This window comes from Sphingopyxis sp. (assembly GCF_016704835.1).
Lineage (GTDB): Bacteria > Pseudomonadota > Alphaproteobacteria > Sphingomonadales > Sphingomonadaceae > Sphingopyxis.
The window spans coordinates 101785-119104 of record NZ_JADIZJ010000005.1 but is presented as its reverse complement, the minus strand read 5'-3'; the positions used below and the strand labels follow the sequence as shown (position 1 = coordinate 119104).

23 protein-coding genes are annotated in these 17320 nt (G+C 64.9%); 5 read left to right on the top strand and 18 right to left on the bottom strand.

Annotated elements, in window-relative coordinates:
• The first annotated feature begins 1 nt into the window (after position 1).
• Complete coding sequence (locus IPF76_RS10110; RefSeq protein WP_293843121.1) at positions 2-772, top strand: A24 family peptidase; 771 nt, start codon at positions 2-4, stop codon at positions 770-772.
• Here IPF76_RS10110 and pal read toward each other — a convergent pair.
• From pal to IPF76_RS10080, 6 genes are all read right to left on the bottom strand, one after another.
• Positions 759-1277: a peptidoglycan-associated lipoprotein Pal gene (gene pal, locus IPF76_RS10105; protein ID WP_293843119.1), complete on the bottom strand. Its 519-nt coding sequence runs from the start codon at positions 1275-1277 to the stop codon at positions 759-761. The two genes, IPF76_RS10110 and pal, sit on opposite strands and share 14 nt — an antisense overlap.
• 105 nt (positions 1278-1382) lie before the next feature.
• Entirely contained in the window at positions 1383-2747 is a 1365-nt protein-coding gene (tolB, locus tag IPF76_RS10100) for a Tol-Pal system beta propeller repeat protein TolB (RefSeq protein WP_293843117.1), read from the bottom strand.
• 5 nt (positions 2748-2752) lie between these two features.
• Positions 2753-3556, bottom strand: a complete 804-nt coding sequence (locus tag IPF76_RS10095; protein WP_293843115.1) for a hypothetical protein — start codon at positions 3554-3556, stop codon at positions 2753-2755.
• Between the two features lie 27 nt (positions 3557-3583).
• Complete coding sequence (tolR, locus tag IPF76_RS10090; protein ID WP_293843113.1) at positions 3584-4102, bottom strand: protein TolR; 519 nt, start codon at positions 4100-4102, stop codon at positions 3584-3586.
• Positions 4102-4800, bottom strand: coding sequence for a protein TolQ (tolQ, locus tag IPF76_RS10085; RefSeq protein WP_293843111.1), 699 nt, complete (start codon positions 4798-4800; stop codon positions 4102-4104). The genes tolR and tolQ overlap by 1 nt, the downstream gene beginning before the upstream one ends.
• Entirely contained in the window at positions 4794-5273 is a 480-nt protein-coding gene (locus IPF76_RS10080; RefSeq protein WP_293843109.1) for a YbgC/FadM family acyl-CoA thioesterase, read from the bottom strand. The genes tolQ and IPF76_RS10080 overlap by 7 nt, the downstream gene beginning before the upstream one ends.
• 192 nt (positions 5274-5465) lie before the next feature.
• Between IPF76_RS10080 and IPF76_RS10075 the strand changes: the two genes are divergently transcribed.
• Entirely contained in the window at positions 5466-5906 is a 441-nt protein-coding gene (locus IPF76_RS10075) for a hypothetical protein (RefSeq protein WP_293843107.1), read from the top strand.
• Positions 5899-6105, top strand: a complete 207-nt coding sequence (locus IPF76_RS10070; RefSeq protein WP_293843105.1) for a helix-turn-helix domain-containing protein — start codon at positions 5899-5901, stop codon at positions 6103-6105. The genes IPF76_RS10075 and IPF76_RS10070 overlap by 8 nt, the downstream gene beginning before the upstream one ends.
• On the opposite strand, the gene ruvB is transcribed toward IPF76_RS10070, so the two are convergent.
• The 12 genes from ruvB to IPF76_RS10010 all read right to left on the bottom strand — a co-directional run bounded on the left by ruvB (position 6085) and on the right by IPF76_RS10010 (position 14184).
• The gene (gene ruvB / locus IPF76_RS10065) at positions 6085-7107 is read right to left on the bottom strand and encodes a Holliday junction branch migration DNA helicase RuvB (RefSeq protein WP_293843103.1); all 1023 of its coding nucleotides are present in this window, start codon (positions 7105-7107) and stop codon (positions 6085-6087) included. The genes IPF76_RS10070 and ruvB overlap by 21 nt on opposite strands.
• A gap of 1 nt (position 7108) precedes the next feature.
• Positions 7109-7843 carry a haloacid dehalogenase type II gene (locus IPF76_RS10060; RefSeq protein ID WP_293843101.1) on the bottom strand — a complete coding sequence of 245 codons (735 nt, stop codon included), beginning with the start codon at positions 7841-7843 and terminating at the stop codon, positions 7109-7111.
• Entirely contained in the window at positions 7836-8246 is a 411-nt protein-coding gene (locus IPF76_RS10055) for a GFA family protein (RefSeq protein WP_293843099.1), read from the bottom strand. The genes IPF76_RS10060 and IPF76_RS10055 overlap by 8 nt, the downstream gene beginning before the upstream one ends.
• A complete protein-coding gene (ruvA, locus tag IPF76_RS10050) occupies positions 8243-8845 on the bottom strand; it encodes a Holliday junction branch migration protein RuvA (protein WP_293843097.1) in 603 nt (200 codons plus the stop codon). Before ruvA ends, IPF76_RS10055 begins: the two co-directional genes overlap by 4 nt.
• A gap of 86 nt (positions 8846-8931) precedes the next feature.
• Complete coding sequence (gene ruvC, locus IPF76_RS10045; RefSeq protein ID WP_293843095.1) at positions 8932-9402, bottom strand: crossover junction endodeoxyribonuclease RuvC; 471 nt, start codon at positions 9400-9402, stop codon at positions 8932-8934.
• Between the two features lie 157 nt (positions 9403-9559).
• Entirely contained in the window at positions 9560-10306 is a 747-nt protein-coding gene (locus tag IPF76_RS10040; protein WP_293843093.1) for a YebC/PmpR family DNA-binding transcriptional regulator, read from the bottom strand.
• Between the two features lie 88 nt (positions 10307-10394).
• Complete coding sequence (locus IPF76_RS10035; protein ID WP_293843091.1) at positions 10395-11210, bottom strand: hypothetical protein; 816 nt, start codon at positions 11208-11210, stop codon at positions 10395-10397.
• Complete coding sequence (locus IPF76_RS10030; protein ID WP_293843089.1) at positions 11207-11755, bottom strand: hypothetical protein; 549 nt, start codon at positions 11753-11755, stop codon at positions 11207-11209. The genes IPF76_RS10035 and IPF76_RS10030 overlap by 4 nt, the downstream gene beginning before the upstream one ends.
• An 11-nt stretch (positions 11756-11766) precedes the next feature.
• Entirely contained in the window at positions 11767-12084 is a 318-nt protein-coding gene (locus IPF76_RS10025; RefSeq protein WP_293843087.1) for a YbjQ family protein, read from the bottom strand.
• A 31-nt stretch (positions 12085-12115) separates the two neighbouring features.
• The gene (locus IPF76_RS10020) at positions 12116-12358 is read right to left on the bottom strand and encodes a DUF2312 domain-containing protein (RefSeq protein ID WP_088441254.1); all 243 of its coding nucleotides are present in this window, start codon (positions 12356-12358) and stop codon (positions 12116-12118) included.
• Between the two features lie 100 nt (positions 12359-12458).
• On the bottom strand, positions 12459-13781 hold the full coding sequence (locus IPF76_RS10015) for an amidohydrolase family protein (protein ID WP_293843085.1): 1323 nt from the start codon (positions 13779-13781) through the stop codon (positions 12459-12461).
• A gap of 76 nt (positions 13782-13857) precedes the next feature.
• Positions 13858-14184 (bottom strand): DUF1244 domain-containing protein, encoded by a 327-nt coding sequence (locus IPF76_RS10010; RefSeq protein WP_293843083.1) that lies wholly within the window; start codon positions 14182-14184, stop codon positions 13858-13860.
• 107 nt (positions 14185-14291) lie between these two features.
• Here IPF76_RS10010 and pyk point away from each other — a divergent pair, with 107 nt between their 5' ends.
• On the top strand, positions 14292-15746 hold the full coding sequence (gene pyk, locus IPF76_RS10005) for a pyruvate kinase (protein ID WP_293843081.1): 1455 nt from the start codon (positions 14292-14294) through the stop codon (positions 15744-15746).
• A gap of 264 nt (positions 15747-16010) precedes the next feature.
• Positions 16011-16784, top strand: coding sequence for an arginyltransferase (locus tag IPF76_RS10000; RefSeq protein WP_293843079.1), 774 nt, complete (start codon positions 16011-16013; stop codon positions 16782-16784).
• Positions 16785-17320: the final 536 nt, after the last annotated feature.

The window sequence follows — 17320 nt, the reverse complement described above, 5'->3', positions numbered from 1 at the left end:
AGTGATCATCCTCGATGCCTTGCCCTTTGGCATGGGCGTCGCGTTTGCCGCTGTGATCGGGCTGGTTCTCGGCAGCTTTATAGCAACGCTGGTGCTGCGCTGGCCCGCGGAGCGTTCGGTGTTCGGGCGGTCGCAATGCGACGCGTGTGGGCGGACGCTCGGCGCGGCCGATCTTGTGCCGCTGCTTTCGGCGATGATTGCGCGCGGATGGTGTCGAAAGTGCCGCGCAGCGATTGATCCCTTCCATTGGCGGGTCGAGCTGGGATCGGCGCTAATCGGCGCAATTGCGCTCACGGCCATGCCGGGGATGTCCGGCTGGTTGTGGGCCTTGTTCGGCTGGATGTTGCTGCCGCTCGCGTTGCTCGATGCGCGGCATTTCTGGCTTCCCGATCGGCTGAATGCTTTGCTGGCGGTGGTCGGGCTGTTGCTCGCCGGCCCGCTGCTTGGCGCGCCGCTGCTCGATCGCTGGATCGGTGCGCTTGCGGGCGGCGGGGTGCTCGCGCTCATCGCCTGGGGCTATCGCCGCGCGCGGGGCGGTGATGGCATGGGGGGCGGCGATCCCAAGCTGGTCGCGGCGATCGGGTGCTGGCTCGGTTGGCAGGCGTTGCCGCTGATGCTGCTGCTCGCCAGCCTGGGCGGCATCGTCTGGGCGCTGACCGCGCAACGAAAAAGGGATCAGCCGCTTGCTCAGCGGCCGGTCCCCTTCGGTGTCTTTGCGTGTTGCGCCGCTTACGCCGCGGTGCCGTTGTGGCCGCTGCTTATCGCCCGATGACAACGGTCACTGCGCGGCGGTTCTTGGCATAGGCTTCCTCGGTCGAACCGATTTCGGCCGGACGTTCCTTGCCATAGCTGATGACGCTGATCCGCGACGGATCGATGCCCAGCGAGGCAAGATAGTTTTTCGCCGCGTTGGCGCGGCGTTCGCCGAGCGCGATATTGTAATCGCGGGTGCCGCGTTCGTCCGCGTGGCCTTCGAGCGTAACGCGGACCGCCGGGTTGCGCTGCAACCACTGCGACTGGCTCTGCAGCGTCGCCATGTCGGCGCTGTCGACATTATACTGGTCAAAGTCGAAGAAGATGCGGTCGCCTTCAAGGCCGACACTGGCAAGGAAATCTTCCTGCGAGCCCGGGACGACGCCCGTTCCGGTACCCGCGCCGGTGTCGGTGCCAGTACCCTCGGGTACGGGTGGCAGCGTCTCGGGTGCCTTTTTTGCGCAGGCGCCCACAGCAAGCATGGTGATCGCCGCGATCATCGCGGTGCTCTTGCGTATCGTCATGGTGTCTGTCCTCTTGTAGTTGTTGGGAAATTCTCGCGTGGGGGCCATTCGGCCGCGTCAGAACCTGATATGGGAACCCGATTATCCGAATTTGGTTCCGTTTTGTCACGGCAGCACCGGCCCCCAGCTGGGATCCGACCCATCCTGCGGGGTCGGCAGGCGGCGCAAATTGACGCCGGTCAGGTCGACCTGCCACAGGCTCGATTTGCCTTCACGCCCCGGGGTGGTGCGGAAAAACTGGATGACGCGTCCGTTCGGCGACCAGGTCGGCGCTTCGTCCTGCCAGCTGTTGGTCAGCATCCGGCTGCTGCCGCCCGAAGGGGTCATCACCCCGATACGAAATTCGCCGCCGCCCATGCGGGTGAAAGCGATCAGATCGCCGCGCGGTGACCATTCGGGGGTCGCCGAACGCCCGCCGCCAAAGCTGATCCGCTGCTGGTTCGACCCATCGATATTCATCGTGTAGATTTGCTGACTGCCCGAGCGATCGCTTTCGAACACGATCTTGCGGCCGTCGGGCGAGAAACTGCCGCCAACGTCGATGCCCGGAGTGCTGGTCAGCCGCACCGGGGTGCCGCCGTTGGCCGAGATGCGATAGATGTCGGTGTTGCCGCCGACCGCCATCGAATAGAGGATCTGGGTGCCGTCGGGCGACCAGCGCGGGGCAAAGGTGGCATTGCCGCTTTCGGTGACCAGCTTCTGCGACCCGGCGGTGACGTCATAGATGAACACGCGAACGCGATTGTTCAGATAGCTGACGTAGACGATCTTTTTGTAATCGGGCGAGAATCGCGGGCTGATGGCCAGCGACTGGCCGTTGGTGATGAAGCGGTGGTTGCCGCCGTCGCTGTCCATGATCGCCAGCCGCTTGATGCGGTTCCCTTTGGGGCCGCTCTCGGCGATATAAGCGACGCGGCTGTCAAAAAAGGGCGCTTCGCCCGACAGGCGCGAATAGATGGCGTCGGCGCATTTGTGCGCGGCGCGGCGCCAGTCGCCGGGCTGAATCTCGAACCCCTTGCGGACCAGCTCGCTGCCCAGCGCGGTGTCGTAGAGGTAGCAGCCGACGACGAGGCCGCCGGTACCGCTGGCATCGACAAAGCCGTGGACGACATTTTCGGCATTGCGCGCCTGCCAGTCGGCAAAGCGCGGCGCCTGCACTTCGGCGCGGGTGATCGCGCGGACGCCACTGGGCCCGACGGGTTCATAAAGGCCGCTGCGTTCCAGATCGGCAGCGATCACTTCGGCGATCTGGCGGCCCAGGCTGTCGGTGCGCAGGCCCGCGACGGTCTGCACCGACGAGGTTGCGAGCGAAGGGATGGCGATGACGGTGCGCTCGTTCGACAGCGTCCCTTCGATCGTCTCGCGCGGCTCGGTCGGAGTGACCGCGGGCGGGGTAGGGGCGGTCTGCGCGAACACCGGTGCGGCGGTCAGGAGCAGGGCGAGCGAGAAGCCAATCGGACGGACGAACATTGTGCTTACCTCTTGATGAAATCGAGCGTGTAATTCTGCCAGAAGCTGTAATTTTCCTCGGGCAGATCGAAGGGGGCGGCAAGTTCAACGGCGCGTTTGGCGCATTCCTGATGGCGTTGGACCAGATTCTTGTTGCTGTCGTTTTCACCGGTTGTCGTGATGCTGGTGAATCCGGCGAGTGCCCCCGCCTGGGTCAGGCGAAATTTGACCACCGTCTTGAGCTGGTCGGCGTCGAAGCCGCTGACCTGGCACCGGTTCCAGCGCGGGGCGACCGCCGATTTGATGCTGACGTCGATTGAGCGTTTCACCTCGGCCGCGGTCGCGGCGGCGGGTGCGCCCTTGCTCGCCGGGGTTTTCGGCTGCGACTTTGACAGTCCCTCGGCGATCCCGTCGAGCCGGCCGGTCGGGCGGGCGGGGCGGTTTTTGGCGGGGGGAGCCTTGGGAGCGGCCTTGGGCTGCGCCTTGGCCGCGGCGGGCGGGGCCTGTTTGGGCTGCGCCTTGGGACGTGCGACCTGCTTCGGGGTCGGCGCCGGCGTCGGGCGAACGATCGGTTCGGGCAGCGGCGGCGCGGGCATCGGTTCGGGCGCTGCGATGTCGGTCATATCTTCTTCGCCCAGCCGTGCGGCAGGGGGCGTTTCGCTGATCACCGGCGCGCTCGATTGCACCGCGGTTTCGGCGATGAGATCGACCTCCATCGGCGGGTTGTCGAAACGGCGTTCGCCCGCCGTCCACTGGACGGACAGCAGACCGATGATCACGACATGCGCCGCCACCGCGATAGCAATGCCGCGTCCTTCATTCCCCCTCATTGCCCGTGGTGCGGCCATGATGTGACCCTATTGCCCCGTTTCTGAACCGTCGGTGACCGCGGCTGCGGCAGTCGGCGCGCTGTCGTCGGCGTTCTCGGCGCCCGTGGTGACCAGCGAAATCCGCGTCAGGCCGGCGCGATTAAGCTCGCCCATGACGCGCATCACGCGGCCGTAATCGAGCCCCTTGTCGGCGCGCAGCATGATCTGGCGTGGCTTATCCTCACCTTGCCGCTCACGCGCGATCGCGTCGAGCCGCGCGGCAAGTTCGGCCTCGGGCACCACCTCTTCGCCGATATACAGCGTGTCGTCGGCGTTGATCGACAGTTGCACCGGTTCCTGTTCCTCGGTCTCGACCGGCTTCGCACGGCTTTCGGGCAGGTCGATCGGCACGGCGGAGGCGAGCAAGGGGGCGGTGATCATGAAGATGATCAGCAGCACCAGCATGACATCGACGAGCGGGGTGACGTTGATGTCGGCGATCGGGGCACGGCGGTGGCCGCGACCGCGCCGTCCGCCGAAGCCGCCCGAGGGGCCGGACATCGCCATCAGGCTTCGACCTCGAGCTCGCGGCTGAAGGTCGCGTGCAGCCCGTCGGCAAAGCGGCCAAGGCGCGATTCGAGCCGGTTCAGGCGCTGCGAAAAGGCGTTGTAGGCGATCACTGCGGGGATCGCGGCGAACAGGCCGATCGCGGTCGCAAACAAAGCCTCGGCGATGCCGGGGGCGACGACCGCCAAGCTGCTGTTATTCTCGGCCGCAATCGCGGTGAAGCTGCGCATAATGCCCCACACGGTGCCGAACAGCCCGACGAAGGGCGCGACCGATCCGATGGTCGCCAGCGTGCCGATCTTTTCGGCGAGCCGGTCGACTTCGCCTGCAACCGCGCTGTTCATCGCGATACCGAGGCGCTCGCGCGTGCCGTCGCGATCGACATTTTTGGTCTTGGTCGAACGGCGCCATTCGCTGATCCCGGCGCCGAGCACCTTGGCGCTTGGCAACTCCTCGCTGCCATTTTTATCGAAGAATTTGTCGATATTATCTGCGCGCCAGAAATCGCGCTCGAAGTTTTCGGACGCCCGCATCAGCGTGTTGACGCTGCGGCCGTGCGTGAAGATCACCGCCCAGACATAGATCGACGCCAGCAGCAGCCCGATCATCACCGCCTTGACGATGATATCGGCCTGGAGGAACAGCGCGACGGGGGAAAGCGTCGCCGCGTCGGCGGCCAGCGAGATATTGTCTAGCAAGGGATTTTCTCTCCATTCATGATGGCGGTAAAGCGGTCGGCCCAGCCCGCGGGCTGGCGGCGCGGCCGACCCTCAGGCGACAGAAAGGCAGCGGTGACCCGCCCGTCGGTCAATGTCTCGCCGGTTAACGTGTCAGTTCCGCGAAGGATGCGCTGTGCGATGATCACGCTGGCGCCGCGCACCGCTTCGACGGTGCTGACGACGAGCAGGTCATTGTCGAGCCGCGCGGGGCTTCGGTATTTGATCGTCAGGTCGGTGACCGCCCAGCTGCCGTCGCCCGCGTCCATCGCCGCACGCTGGTCGATGCCCGCGATCCGCAGCATGTCCGACCGCGCCCGCTCCATATAGCGCAGGTAATTGGCGTGGTAGACGATGCCCGACAGGTCGGTATCCTCGAAATAGACGCGCGCACGGTAGTGATGCTCCGCCCCGACGAAGGCGCCGGGGATGAAGGGGGGCGGGGCGTTTACCATAGGGTTGATCGATAGCGGGCCTTCGACTCGTCGCAAAGGGGTGATATTCGGTTCGTCGCACACGAGGCCCTATTCGCGGGGAAAACGCGGAAGTAGGCGACGGCTGCGCGTAGCGATCGCGACGACGCGATTTGACATGTGTCACCTATAGGTTACATATGTCACCCTTAGGTTACTTAGGGGGGATGGCCGATGACGAGCGACGATTTTGCTTTAGCCGAAAAATTGAGCGCGCGGCGGGCGCGGGTTTCGACCGTGCTGGCGGTATTTTTCCTCGCCAGCATGGCGACGAGCCTGGGCACCGATGTGCCCACGTCGCGGCCCGAGACGGTCAAGCTGGCGGCGTGGATCGTTTGGGCGGCGGCGCTTTTGTTCCTGCTCGCGGTGGGTGGCGGGCTGCTGCGGGGTCGCAACGTGCGCGCGCTGATGAACGACGAGACGACGATCGCCAACCGCCGCGACGCAATGGTGAAGGGGTTCTGGGCGATGATCGCAACCGCGTTCGCACTTTACGCCTTGAGTTTCTTCGAAGATATTGCCGCGCGCGAGACATTGCGCCTGATGCTGAGCGCCGGGGTTGCGACGGCGGTGCTGCGCTTTGGCATACTCGAACGGCGGTCGATGCGTGGCTGAACAGCTTGGTAATGACCTGCGCAGCGCGCGTGAGGCGTGTGGTTGGACGCAGGCCGAACTGGCCGAACTGATCGGGGTGAGCCGCAAGACGATCAACACCGTCGAAAACGGGGTGTTTGTCCCCTCAACGCTGCTCGCGCTTAAACTGGCGCGGGCGCTGGGGCGGCCGGTCGAGGCGTTATTTACCCTCGTCGAATAGCCCGTCCTGCGACCCCGCAGGCGGATTGAGGCCAAGATGTTTCCACGCACTGGCGTTGAGCATCCGCCCGCGCGCGGTGCGCGCGATCAGGCCGACCTGGAGCAGATAGGGCTCGATCACATCCTCGATCGTGTCGCGCGGTTCGGACAGCCCCGCCGCCATCGTCTCGACCCCGACCGGACCGCCGCGGTAAATATCGGCGATCATCGTCAGGTAGCGCCGGTCCATCGCGTCGAGGCCGAGCGCGTCGACTTCGAGCCGGTTGAGCGCGGCGTCGGCCGATTTGGCGTCGACGATGGCATGGCCCGCGACGGTCGCGAAATCGCGCACGCGGCGGAGCAGCCGCCCGGCGATGCGCGGAGTGCCGCGTGAGCGCTTGGCGATTTCGAGCGCCCCGTCGGAGGCGATCGGCAACGCCAGCAGGCGCGCGGCGCGGGTGATCACCTGTTCGAGCTCGCCGTGCGTATAAAAATTGAGCCGCACCGGGATGCCGAAGCGGTCGCGCAATGGCGTCGTCAGCAGCCCCTGCCGCGTCGTTGCGCCGACCAGCGTAAACTTCGGCAGGTCGATGCGGACGGAGCGCGCCGACGGTCCTTCGCCGATCATGATGTCGAGCGCGCGGTCTTCCATCGCCGGATAGAGGATTTCCTCGACCGCGGGCGACAGGCGGTGGATCTCGTCGATGAACAGGACATCGCCATCCTCGAGATTGGTGAGCAGCGCCGCGAGGTCGCCGGCCTTGGCGATCACCGGACCGGAGGTGGCACGGAAGCCGACGCCAAGCTCGCGCGCCACGATCTGCGCCAGCGTCGTCTTGCCGAGGCCGGGCGGGCCGTAGAACAGCACATGGTCGAGCGCGTCGGAGCGCGACTTTGCCGCCTCGATAAAGATCCGCAAATTCTCGCGCGCCGCCGCCTGGCCGACGAATTCGGCGAGCGTTTTGGGGCGCAGCGCGGCGTCGGCGTCCTCGGGGGTGCGAATGGGAGTGGTGAGGTCGGTCAAATCAGCATCCCAGTTGCGCCGCCAAGGCGGTCAGGCTGTCGGCGCTATACTCCCAATCCTGCGCCGCGTCGGCATCGGGTGCGCGAGCACCGCCATATTCCAGCGGGCGGTCGATATGGGCGGTCATCAGCCCGCAAGCACGCGCGCCGGCAAGGTCGCTGTGATGCGAGGCGACGAGGCAAAGCTCTTGCGGCGGCAGCGCCAGCGCGTCGGCGGCTGCGAGATAGGCGGCGGGTTGCGGTTTATACGCTCGGGCATATTCGGCGCCGAGGATGGCATCCCATATGATGCCGGCGCGGCGCGCCATATCGATCATCAGCGACACATTGCCGTTCGACAGCGTGACGACGGGAAAGGCGGTGCGCAGCCGCGCGATCCCCGCGACGCTATCGGGCCAGGGATCGAGCCGGTGCCAGGCGTTGGTCCAGTCGGCGAGCAGCGCAGGGTCGAGCGCGGCGGGGTCGATGTCCAGATCGTGCAGCACCGCGTCGAGCATCTCGCGGTGTAGGATGTCGAGCTTGACGAAGCCGCGCTGCCCGCCGCTGACCGCCGCCATCGCGGGCAAATAGCGGCGACGCCACTGGTCGGCGAATTCATGGGCGTCGATGTCGCTGCGGTCGATCTTTGCGAGGAAGGTCGCGGATTCGCGGGCGATGCTGCTCCGCCAGTCGACAACGGTGCCGAAGACGTCAAAGGCAAAGGCTTTGGGGCGGCGGGCGGCGGCGGGCTCAGTCATGATGGTCTATTGCATCGCCGGTGATCGAAACCCAAGGTTCCTTGCGGTCCTCGTACACCGAATAGTCGGGAACGAAGCCGTGGCCGGGTTCGAAATTGCCGAGCGGAATAGCATAGGCGTCATGATAGGGGTGCGCCCGGTACCAGACGCCCGAGCCGCAGGTGGCGCAGAAGTAGAAGTCGGCGCTGTTGCCGCTGTCGCCGGTATATTGCCACATCCGCGCCTTCGCCTCGCCTTCGGTGCGAACCTGCTCGGCGGGGAAGCGGACCTGCGCGGCAAAGGCGCTGCCGCTGCGCGCCTTGCACTCGCGGCAATGGCAGACGGACACGCGGATGGGTTCGCCGGAGCAGGCGATGCGGATCTGGCCGCAGCGGCAGGAGGCGTTGCGGGTGGGGGCGGTCACTTTGCCGCTTTCTTGAGCGCCACACGAACGAGCGCATCGAGGCTGGCATCCGCGCCCAATTCCTCGCTTGCAGCCGCAACCGCGGCGCTCGCTTCGCCGGGTTTGAAGCCGAGGCCGGTGAGGGCGGTGACGGCGTCGGCGAGGGGGCCGGGGGTGGCGGATATGTAGGACGCGCCGCTGCCCGATATGCCGCCAAGCGCGCCCGCCTTGTCCTTCAGTTCATGCGTGATCCGCTGCGCCAGTTTCGGGCCCACGCCGTTGGCGCGCGCGATCATCGCGCTGTCGCTGCTCGCGAGCGCGCGTTGCAGGTCGGTGATTTCGAGCGCCGAAAGGATCGCGAGCGCGACCTTGGCGCCGACGCCCTGGACGCTGGTAAGCAGGCGGAACCAGTCGCGTTCCTCGGCCTTGGCGAATCCGAGCAGGCGCAGGAAATCCTCGCCGACCAGCATTTCGGTATGGATGGTGACCTCGCCGCCGGTGGCGCCGAGCGCGTCGAGGGTGCGCGCCGATGCCTCGACCAGATAACCGACGCCGCCGACGTCGATCACCGCATGGCCTGCGCCGCTGGAGTCCAGCCGTCCGGTGAGTTTCGCGATCATGCTGAGGGGTTAGCGCGCCCTCGCCGCTGCCGCAAGAAAAGAGAACAGGACGCGAACTTAACCCTCTCTCGTTGGGAGAGAGGGGCTCATCGCGGGCGATGGTTCGCGTGGCAGATCGCGACCGCCAGCGCATCCGCCGCATCGGCTCCCACCACCTTTGCTCCGGGCAGCAACACGCGCAGCATCGCCTGCACCTGTTCCTTTGCAGCAGTACCTGTGCCGACGATCGCTTTCTTGACCAGCCGCGGCGCATATTCTCCCACCGTCAGTCCGGCGCGCGCGCAGCCGAGGAGGACGACGCCGCGGGCGTGGGCGAGCTTCAGCGTCGATTGGGGGTTATCGTTGACGAAGACTTCCTCGACCGCGGCGCACTGCGGCGCGTGGTCAGCGATTACCGATGCAAGCACGGTGTCAATGTGTGCCAGCCGATCGGGCAGGGCGGCTTTTGCGTCGGTCTTGATCTGGCCGTTCGCGATGTGGCTGATCCGGCTGCCCTCGATACGGATGATCCCCCAGCCGGTGCAGCTGAGCGAGGGGTCGAGGCCGAGGATGATCATCGCGAACCCTCTCCCCTTGGGAGAGAGGCTTGCCAGCGTGTCTGGCTAGCCGGATTTGGTGAGGGCATAAGGGCTTCGTATACCCTCACCCAGCTGCGGCTAGCGGGCAGAGCCCGCAAGTCTGGGCAACCCTCTCCCCCAAGGGGAGAGGGGTAAATCAACCCAGTTTCTCCATCACCGCGTCGGGGATTTCGTAATTGCCCCACACGGTCTGCACATCGTCGTCGTCGTCGAGCGTGTCGATCAGCTTGAACAGCGTCTGCGCCGTCGCTTCATCGGCGATTTCGCTCTTCATCGTCGGTCGCCACGCGAGCTTCACGCCCTCGGCCTCGCCCAGCTTGGCTTCCAAGGCCTTGGCAACTTCGTGCAGGCCGTCGATTTCGGTCCAGATGTCGTGGCCGTCCTCGGACGATTCGACGTCGCTGGCGCCGGCATCAAGTGCCGCTTCGAACACCGTGTCGGCGTCGCCTGCCTTGGCGGGATAGCTGATCAGCCCGAGACGGTCGAAGCCGTGCGCGACGCTGCCCGACGTGCCGAGGTTGCCGCCGTTCTTGGCAAAGGCGGTGCGGACGTTCGTGGCGGTGCGGTTGCGGTTATCGGTCAGCGCCTCGACGATCAGCGACACGCCGCCGGGGCCATAGCCCTCGTAACGGATCTCTTCGTAATTATCGCCGTCGCCGCCGGTCGCCTTGTCGATCGCGCGCTGGATATTGTCCTTGGGCATCGACTGCGCTTTGGCGGCGTTGACCGCCGCGCGCAGGCGCGCGTTCGCGTCGGGATCGGGCAGCCCCATCTTCGCCGCGACGGTGACCTCGCGTGCGAGCTTCGAAAACAGCGTGCTGCGCTTTTTGTCCTGCGCACCCTTGCGGTGCATGATGTTCTTGAATTTACTATGGCCGGCCACGGGAGGATCCTGCTTGAAAGTGATTTGATGAAGCGGCCTATCGCGTAGCGGGCGACAATTTTCAACGCCCTTGCGCCTCAGCCTTTGCCTATTCAGCCGGTTTTCCTGTGCGCAGATCGATCACGCGCCCGCGTTCGTAGCCCAAGATGCCGGGAACCGGGGCAAGCCGATTGATCCAGTCGGCCCCAGGTTCGGGAAACAGCCCCACCGCGTGATAGTCGGCGTTCTCCAAGGGAAGGGCGGCAAGCGAAACCGGTCGAATAAGAGCATCGGTTGGCGGAACAAGCGCTTGCCCCAAGGTGAAGCCATAGGCGAACATCGACGGTCCCAAATTGTCCTCGAGATGCGGAATCGGTGATTCTTTGTGTACCTTGTCGGCGAACAGCGAGCCCATCTCGGTAATCACTCCGGGGCGCGCCGCAAATTTGACGGTGCCAAGACAATTACAGGTGGTGATGCCGCGTCCGCCCACCGAAACGCCGTAGAGAATATAGGTTCCCACAGGCACCTCGACCAGAAAGGTGCGCATCGCGCCATCTTCCAGAAAATCCCCGGCATCGACGGCAAAGGCGTTTACCGGCCCATCATAGGTAAAGGCATATTCGTCGATCGTCGGCGGCTTCCCGTCCCTCGCCTTTTTGGTGAGCTTTGGCAGATCTGCCGCGTAAGCGGCTTCCTTCGCGTTGCGATAGGCGGCGATTTCCGCCTCGGCCGGGATACGCAGGAAAATATGCTCGATGTTGATCATGCCCGATTTCGCGGTGCTCGACCGGAACAGCAGATAGGCCTTGGCGGGATCGAGAGTGGCGGGCGCGACTGTGTGGTTGAGGACGCCGTCGCCGCCTTTTGCCAGCGCGATTCCGGGTGCGAACACCAGCAAACAGGCAAGGAGCAGGCGGATCATTCGCTGACCTCCGTCGTCGAGGGTTTGGGGCCGGACGCGAGTTTTGCCTGCATCGCGATGAGGGTCGCCGCATCGCCGTCGTTCAACCGGTCCCAATCCGCCTCGGCGATCGCGTAGCGGGCGTAGCCGCGGGGCTGCATGCAGCGGCGCAGCTTGTTGTTGCGCTGTCCGCGTTCCAGCTTCGGCACGATGATCGAAGCCATCGCTGCGCCGACGAGACCATAGGAGCCAGCGGTATAGCCTTGGGGCTTGCGCTTGAGGGGTTCGGCCCAGGGCCGGAAGGTCGGCAAGGTCGTCACGCCGTCGCGAACCAGAAAGCTGCGGCATTCGGCAATGTCGGCATAGGCTTGGGCGAAACTGACGGCCGGATTGTGAAAGAAGAAGAATTTATACCCTTCCTTTTGCACCTTGGGATCGGCTGACGGCGCTATGTCGGGGACGTTGATCGTCGCAGGATCGGGCAGGGTATCCCGCGCCGCGACCTGTCCGCCGAACATCGCCGCGGCGAATATCAGCGCCGCCCCCCTCGTCGATCGGGCCCCCATAAACACTCCTGTCAGATGATGACCGCCGTCCCGCTGGCCGATACCATCAGCATCGACCCGTTCTGGCCGAGTACTTCATAGTCGAGGTCGACCCCCACCACCGCATTGCCCCCGAGCCGCGCGGCTTCGGCTTCCATTTCGCTGATCGCTTCCTTGCGGGCGCGGGCGAGGACATCCTCATATTTGCCCGAGCGGCCGCCGACGATGTCGGTGATGGACGCGAACAGGTCGCGGAACAGGTTCGCGCCGACGATCACTTCGCCGGTGACGATGCCCAGATATTCGCGGACCGGACGGCCTTCGACGGTATTGGTGGTGGTGCTGAACATCGTCATTCTCCTGTGCTGATCGTTGCTGGGCTCAGTCGATGCCGAGCGCCGATTTATACACGTCGAGGATCGCTTCCATTTCCTTGCGGTCGTTGACGGGCAATTTGCGTAGGCGCACGATCTGGCGCATGATCTTCGGGTCGTAACCCTGTGATTTCGCTTCGTTATAGGTGTCGCGAATGTCGTCGGCGACGCCCTTTTTCTCTTCTTCCATCCGTTCGATGCGCTCGATGAAAAGGCGCAGTTGTTCGTCGGATACGGTGGCTTCGCTCATTTTATGCTCCGGTGATTGGGATGATGCGTCGCGAGAATCGCGGTTGGCGCGTCCTAAAGCCCCGGAGGATTTTTGGCCATGCTTTCTTGGTGGCGCCGCGTCACTCGGGCGGAAAGGCCTGGCGCTTGCCGTCCAGTCTGTGGACGACGCCGCGCCGCATCACAAAATTGACCTTTTCGAGCGCGGTGACGTCGGCCAGCGGGTCGCCGCCGACGGCAATGATGTCGGCCTCGCGCCCCGGCAGGATCGCCCCGATCGGCCGGGCGAGTTCGGCCGCATTGTCGCTGGTCGCGGCCTTGATTGCCTGCGCCGGGGTCATCCCGGCCTTGACCATCAGCGCAAATTCCTTGGCATTGTCGCCGTGGGGCGCAACGCCCGAATCCGTGCCGAACAGGATGCGGACATTGCCCTTGATTGCCCGCGCCATGCTGGCGGCGTGCGACGCTGCCGCTTCCTCGGCCTTGGCAAGCTGCGGACCCGGCGCGTCGCCGCGCCGCGCCTGCGCCAGCGCAGCGATCGGCGCGACCGCGGTCGGCACCAGCGCCGCATTGGACGCCTTGAACAACTTGACCGTCTCATCGTCGATGAAGCTGCCATGCTCGATCGAATCGACTCCAGCGCGCAGCGCGGCATCGATGCCTTCCTTGCCATGCGCATGAGCGGTGACCTTCCGGCCAAAGCTGTGCGCGGTGTCGACCACCGATTTCATCTCGGCATCGGACATCTGCTTGCCCAGCCCGCCCGCGACATTTGAGCGCACCCCGCCGGTCGCCGCGAACTTGATGACCTCTGCGCCGAGCGAAATCTGGGCGCGGACGGCGCTGGCGCAGCTGTCGGGTCCGTCGCAGATATTGGTCCGCTCGGCCGCAACCGCATGGGTCAGCGTGCGGTTCAGTCCATTGACCCCACCGTGGCCGCCGGTCACCGAAATCATTGTCCCCGCCGGGATGACGGTCGGGCCAACGATCACGCCGTTGTTGATCGCATCGCGCAGCGTGGTCGTGGTCCGGCCATCGCCGCCCAGGTCGCGCACGGTCGTAAACCCCGCTTCCAGCGTCTTGCGGGCATTGTCCTGAGCGATGACGAACACATCCTCGACGTCGCGCCCGGAGGATTCGAGGCGGCTACGCAGCAGGTTATCGTCACTCGAGATATGAACGTGCATGTCGATCAGCCCGGGCAGGACAAAAGCGTTTGTCAGGTCGATGACCCGCGCACCGCCTTCGGGAGCGGCAAAGCCATCGCGCACTTCGGCGATCTTGCCGTCGCGGACGATGATCGTCGATTGTCCGCGCGGCTCTCGTCCCGGCTGGTCGAGCAAACGCCCGGCATGGATATAGGTGGTGGTGGATGGTTGCGCGGCGAGCGGCGTACTCGCGATCAGTCCTGCCGCGATCGTCGCTGCGGCCCATGTCATACGCATCCCGATAGTCTCCCTGTTGGCCGTGTCGGTCCGGCCGGTTGCTCGATCATGTCGCGAAAGCCGGGCCGTAGCAAGGTCAGCGGCCTGGGTTCTTCGCCATGCTCTCTTCCATCCGGGCGAGTTGTTCGGGGGTAGCCGCGGTGTGATGCAGTGCCTTCCACTCCGCGGTCGGCATGCCGTGGACGATCGCGCGGCCGGTTTCCTTGTCCATGCCGCCCGCCTCGGCGATCCAGTCGCCCAGACAGTTGCGGCAGAAACCGGCGAGGCCCATGAGGTCGATGTTCGCGGCGTCGCTGCGATGCTGGAGCAGCCGGACCAGACGGCGGAAGGCCGCGGCGGCAGCCGCGTTGTCAAGCGTATCAAGGGCGTCATTCTTAGCGGCCTGATCGTCGCTGCAGGACATGGCGGATTTCCTTCTGATGGTGGCATGAATAGCTATACGTGGCTTGCCTTGCCGGGGGCAACGCGCCTACGCAAGCGACCCCAGCTTTTTATCGGTTCGGAGCATTTGTGGTCCAGAGTTTTACCCCCCGCCAGCGCAAGGTGCGCATCTTGGCGACGCTTGGCCCTGCGAGCGCGAATCCCGAGATGATCGCGGCGCTGCACCGCGCCGGTGCCGACGCATTTCGCGTCAATATGAGTCATGGCGATCATGCCGGTCATGCCAAGGTCATCGCCGCGATCCGCGCGCTGGAGAAAGAAACCGGCCGCCCGACGACGATTCTCGTCGATCTGCAGGGGCCAAAGCTGCGCGTCGGCGCGTTCAAGGATGGCCCGGTCGAACTGGTCAAGGGCGAGCCGTTCGCGCTTGATGCCGACACGGCACCAGGTGACGTGGCCCGGGTTCATTTGCCGCACCCCGAATTGTTCGCCGCGCTGGAGGCAGGCACGCGGCTGCTGATCGACGACGGCAAGCTGGTGCTGCGCGTGAAAGCGGTGTCGCCGACGCGGATCGACACGGTGGTCGAGGTCGGCGGCAAGATTTCGGATCGCAAGGGGGTCAATGTCCCTGACGTCGTTGTGCCGCTCGCGGCGCTGACCGAAAAGGATCGCAAGGATCTGACCTTCGCGCTCGAACAGCATGTCGACTGGATCGCCTTGTCGTTCGTCCAGCGGCCCGAGGACGTCGCCGAGGCGCGGACGCTGATCGGTGGCAAAGCGGCGCTGCTGGTGAAGTTTGAAAAGCCGTCGGGGGTGCAGCGGATCGAGGAAATCCTCGAGCTCGCCGACGCTGCCATGGTTGCGCGCGGCGACCTGGGGGTTGAATTGCCGCCCGAAGCGGTGCCGCCGTTGCAAAAGCGCATCGTCGCGACCGCGCGCCGCATGGGCAAGCCCGTCGTCGTGGCGACCCAAATGCTCGAATCGATGATCGTTTCGCCGTCGCCGACGCGCGCCGAAGTGAGCGATGTTGCCACCGCGATCTACGACGGCGCCGATGCGATCATGCTGTCGGCCGAAACTGCCGCGGGCGCCTGGCCGATCGAGGCGGTGACGATGATGGACAGCATCGCGCGATCGGTCGAAAGCGACCCCGATTATTTCCGCCGCTTGCATTTCACCGAAACGCTGCCCGATGCGACGACCGCCGATGCGCTGGCCGAAGCCGCGGGCAGCATCATCGCAACGATCGCCGCCGACGCGATCATCTGTTTCACCGCGTCGGGATCGACCGCGCGCCGCGTCGCGCGCGAGCGGCCGAACGCGCCTTTGCTGGTGCTGACGCCGAAGAAGGAGGCGGCGCGGCGGCTCGGGCTGCTGTGGGGCGCGCATGCGGTGCCGACCAAAGACATCGGCAGTTTCGAAGAGATGATCGCCAAGGGCAAGCGCATGGCGCTGCGCCACGGCATCGGCAAGGCGGGCGCCAAGCTGGTGATGATGGCGGGGGTTCCGTTCGGTACCCCGGGGTCGACCAACGTGCTCCACGTGGCGACGCTGACCGGCGACGAACTGCGCGGGTATAGCTGAGCAGCTGTCGTCATCCCGACCTTCGCCGGGATGAAGGATATGGGGGCTTGAGACCGGGGAGTGTCAAAGCCCGACCCCTTTGATTCAAAACGGCACAATCCTTACCGCGCGATTCAGATAATTTTCGACCTGAGTCAGAACGGCACGACTAAAAATGGTAAACAGACTTTGCACCATTGACGCCGCGCGGCATAGTTGGTGGGTGGTGATCGTCGGACCCGCGTCGGGGGGATTCCGCATCGCCTTTCTGGAGGTCCAAACCGCGTGTCCGCACCGTTCCGTTTTCCAAGATTTTTCGTCACCAGCCCGGCGCCTTGCCCCTATCTGGCGGGCAAGACCGAGCGCAAGGTGTTCACCGAGCTCAGCGGCAATACGGCGAACGAGCTGAACGACGCGCTCGGCCGGATCGGCTTCCGGCGCAGCCAGTCGGTGGCGTACCGCCCGAGCTGTGCTGATTGTTCGGCATGCGTGTCGGTGCGCGTCTGCGCGAGCGAGTTTGTCCCCAGCAGCTCGCAGAAACGTACCATTCGCCGCAACAGCGACCTGGTCGCCACCGCGTGCAAGCCATGGGCGACCGAAGAACAATATAGCCTGCTGCGTTCGTATCTCGGCGCGCGCCACCCCAATGGCGGCATGGCCGACATGGACGAGCAGGATTTCGCCGACATGGTCGAACAGACCCCGGTCGATAGCTACATGATCGAATATCGCGAGCCGACCAGCGACGGCAGCAAGGGCCGACTGATCGGCTGCTGCCTGACCGACCGGCAGGGCGACGGATTGTCGATGATCTACAGCTTCTTCGACGCAGCGCATCCGTTGCGCGAGGGGCTGGGCACCTATATCATCGCCGACCATGTCCAGCGCGCCGCGCGCGCCGGACTGCCTTACGTCTATCTCGGCTATTGGATCGAAGGGTCGGCGCGCATGGCGTACAAGGCGCGATTCCGCCCGATCGAACGGCTTGGCCCCGATGGCTGGGCGCGGTTCGAGCCGACCGCGTCGACCGGCGTGGCAGCGATGTTCGAACTCGCCTGACCGCTGCCGCCGCCGGCGGTGTGCGAGTTGTGATGTCCATCACAGGCGCCGTTTGAATGGCGGCTTACGTCCGTCGCATGCACGGCGACCGGGCGAGATACATCCTTGGCGTTTCACGCTATTTGGGCATGGCCTTCGATATTGACCTGGGTCATGCGGAACGATGACGCCATTTTTCGTAGCGCCTAAACCCATGCGTGAAGAAGCTTGCCTCGCGTCTTCGCAGTGGAAAATATTTATATGAATTTGTTCAATGTTGTTGGCTTGCCGGTCATTTTGGGTCTGACAGCCATGGTGCCCAGAATGGCGCATGCTCAATCCGCCGAGCAACATGCCCGCGATATGAACGACATCGCTGCGAGCCCGCCACAGGGTGGGGACAAAGGATCCGCCACGAAACCCTACGAGATGCCATCGGCTACGCTTCGGCCGCGCCCGATGAGGCCGGGCCTTGTCGCCACCGCCTATCATGTCGACACGGGGTCAATATGGGCGTCGTCTACGGTGGACACCTTGCAGTGGCTCGGCACCTAGGT